This window comes from Streptomyces cahuitamycinicus, assembly GCF_002891435.1.
In the GTDB taxonomy this organism is placed as follows: domain Bacteria; phylum Actinomycetota; class Actinomycetes; order Streptomycetales; family Streptomycetaceae; genus Streptomyces; species Streptomyces cahuitamycinicus.
Genome location: NZ_POUC01000709.1, coordinates 1 through 2,550, shown reverse-complemented (window position 1 = coordinate 2,550; position 2,550 = coordinate 1). Strand labels below are relative to the sequence as shown.

Below are 2,550 nucleotides of genomic sequence, written 5' to 3'. Positions count from 1 at the left end.
GTCCCACCCCACCGGCCCTCTGGTTGGCGGGGCGGCGGGCCGGCGGGGCGGGGGTCTTCAAGCCCGTATGCGAACTTCAGGTGCGGATACGGGGTTCAGGTCCGGATGTGGAATCCCGCGCTCAGCTGCTGCTCCCGCCGTGAGCTGGGACCGACGCGAAGCACGAACTCGCCTGGTTCGACCACGCGCCGGTTGTCGGCCGTGACGAGTGAGCACTGCGCGGCAGGGACGCTGAGGTGGACGTCCAGGCTTTCGCCGGGAGGGACTTCCACCTGGGTGAAACCCTTCAGCTCCTGCTCGGCCCAGGTGACGCTGGTGGTCAGGTCGCTGATGTATGCCTGGACCGTTTCCAGGGCCGGACGGGCGCCGCTGTTGGTGAGCCGCACCGTGGCGTCGACGGTGCCGTCGGCGGCGACGTCCGGGTCGTGCACGACAAGGTCGGAGTAGGTGACGGTGGTGTAGGTGAGGCCCTCGCCGAACGCGAACAGGGGGTCCTGGGTGAGGTCCGCGTAGCGATTCCCGTGCTGGCCTCGCACCTGGTTGTAGAAGACCGGTTGCTGTCCGACGTGGCGTGCGAAGGAGACCGGGAGCCGGCCGCTGGGTTCAGTGAGTCCGAGGAGGAGTTCGGCGATGGCGCGGCCACCGCGCATGCCCGGGTTGAACGCCTCGATGAGGGCTGCCGCGTTCAGTGCCGAGTCCGGGAGGGTGCTCGGCTTGGACTGGGCGAGTACGACGATCATCGGTGTGCCGGTGGCGGCGACCGCGTCCAGCAGTGCGATCTGGCCGCCTTGGAGGTCGAGCGTGGCCGTGGAGCGCACCTCGCCGGTGAGGGCAATGGTGTCCCCCACGACCACGACGGCGTAGTCGGCCGCCTCCGCGGCGGCGGTGGCCTCCCGAAGCTGTGCCTGGTCGACCGGTGCGGGGGTGAAAACGGATGGCTGCGGTTGGCCGTCGGGCCCGAGGGACCACTCGGAGCTGGAGGCGGGGCTTTCGATGTCGGCTCCGCGGGCGTACGTGATGGTCCAGTCGGCCGGCGCGACGGCGCGAAGGCCATCGAGCACCGTCTCCACCGACTCGCGTGGATGTCCGTCGGGCATCCACGGGACCTGGCCGGTGGCACCCGCCCAGTCGCCGAGCATGGCCTCCGGGCTGTCGGCGTTGGGGCCGATGACCGCGATCGTCCGCTGCTTGCCTCGGCTCGCGGCGCGGCCGGTTCCGTCCGAGGTCAGCCCGCCCTCGAGGGGCAGGATCCCCTCGTTGCGCAGCAACACCAGGGAGCGACGGGCGGTCTCCAGGTTGAGGTCGGCGTGTGCGCTGCAGCCGATCACCCGCGCCTGCCGCTCGGGGTCGGGGGCGCGGGGGTCCTCGAAGAGCCCGAGCTCGAACTTCAGCCGCAGAACCCGCCGTACCGCGTCATCGATCTGCTTCTGTTCAATCAGGCCGCGGGCGACCGCCTCCTGGGCGCCCTCGAAGAACTGCGGTGTGGCCATGATGAGGTCGTTCCCGGAGCTGACGGCTACCGCCGCCGCCTCGGCGTAGTCGGCGCAGGTCCGCTGGTCGTAGACCATCCGGCCGACGTTGTCCCAGTCGGTCACCAGCGTCCCGGTGAAACCCCACTCGCCCTTGAGCACGTCGTTGATCAGCCACTGATGCGCGGTGATGGGCACCCCGTCGATGGACTGGTAGCCGAGCATGAAGCCGCGGCAGCCGGCCCGTACCGCCTGCTCGAAGGGGGGCAGGAACCACGAGCGCAGCTTGCGGGGGCTGAGATCGGCTTCGCTGGCGTCGCGCCCGCCCAGGGTTTCGGAGTAGCCCGCGAAGTGCTTTGCGTACGCCAGCACGGCTGTCGGGTCGCTGAGGCCCTCGCCCTGGTAGCCGCGCACCATCGCCGCCCCGAGTTCTCCGATCAGGAACGGGTCCTCGCCGAACGTCTCGTTGATCCGGCCCCAGCGCAGGTCCCGGGTGATGCACAGCACCGGGGAGAACGTCCCGTGGATTCCGGTCGCCGCGATCTCGGTCGCGGCCGCTCGGGCGACTCGGTGGAGCAGGGAGGCATCCCAGGTGCAGGCCATGGCCAGCTGGGTCGGGAAGATGGTCGCCCCCGGCCAGAACGAGTGGCCGTGGATGCCGTCGTCGACTGTCAGCAGCGGTATGCCGAGCCGTGTCCGCCGGGCCAGTTCCATGGCCTGCGGCATGAGGTCGGGAGACACATGCAGGACTGCCCCGGCAAGCTTGGCCGACACGATGTCCGCGAGGTCCCCGTGTTGTGCGTCGAGCATCAGCAGCTGCCCGACCTTCTCCGGCAGGGTCATCCGGGACAGCAAGTCGTCGGTTCTCGCTTCCACGGACGCTTCCGGATCCAGGTATGCGGCAGAGTGGACCGGCTGTCCCACGGTGTTCTCCAAGAGATGAGTCGTCACAGATCAGAGAGTTGATGGGCGACGGTGAGTGCTTCGTCGCGCGAACCTTGCCGCCCGGCGCGGCGGGGCTCGCGTGCCGTCCGTCCGCCGCTCTGGGCGGGACCGGTACGGCATGGGGCGGCGGGGCGGG

1 protein-coding gene is annotated in these 2,550 nt (G+C 70.0%); it reads right to left on the bottom strand.

From position 1 onward, the window contains the following. Positions 1 to 95: 95 nt before the first annotated feature. Positions 96 to 2,393, bottom strand: coding sequence for a glycoside hydrolase family 3 N-terminal domain-containing protein (locus C1J00_RS41905; RefSeq protein WP_102914050.1), 2,298 nt, complete (start codon positions 2,391 to 2,393; stop codon positions 96 to 98). Positions 2,394 to 2,550 lie beyond the last annotated feature (157 nt).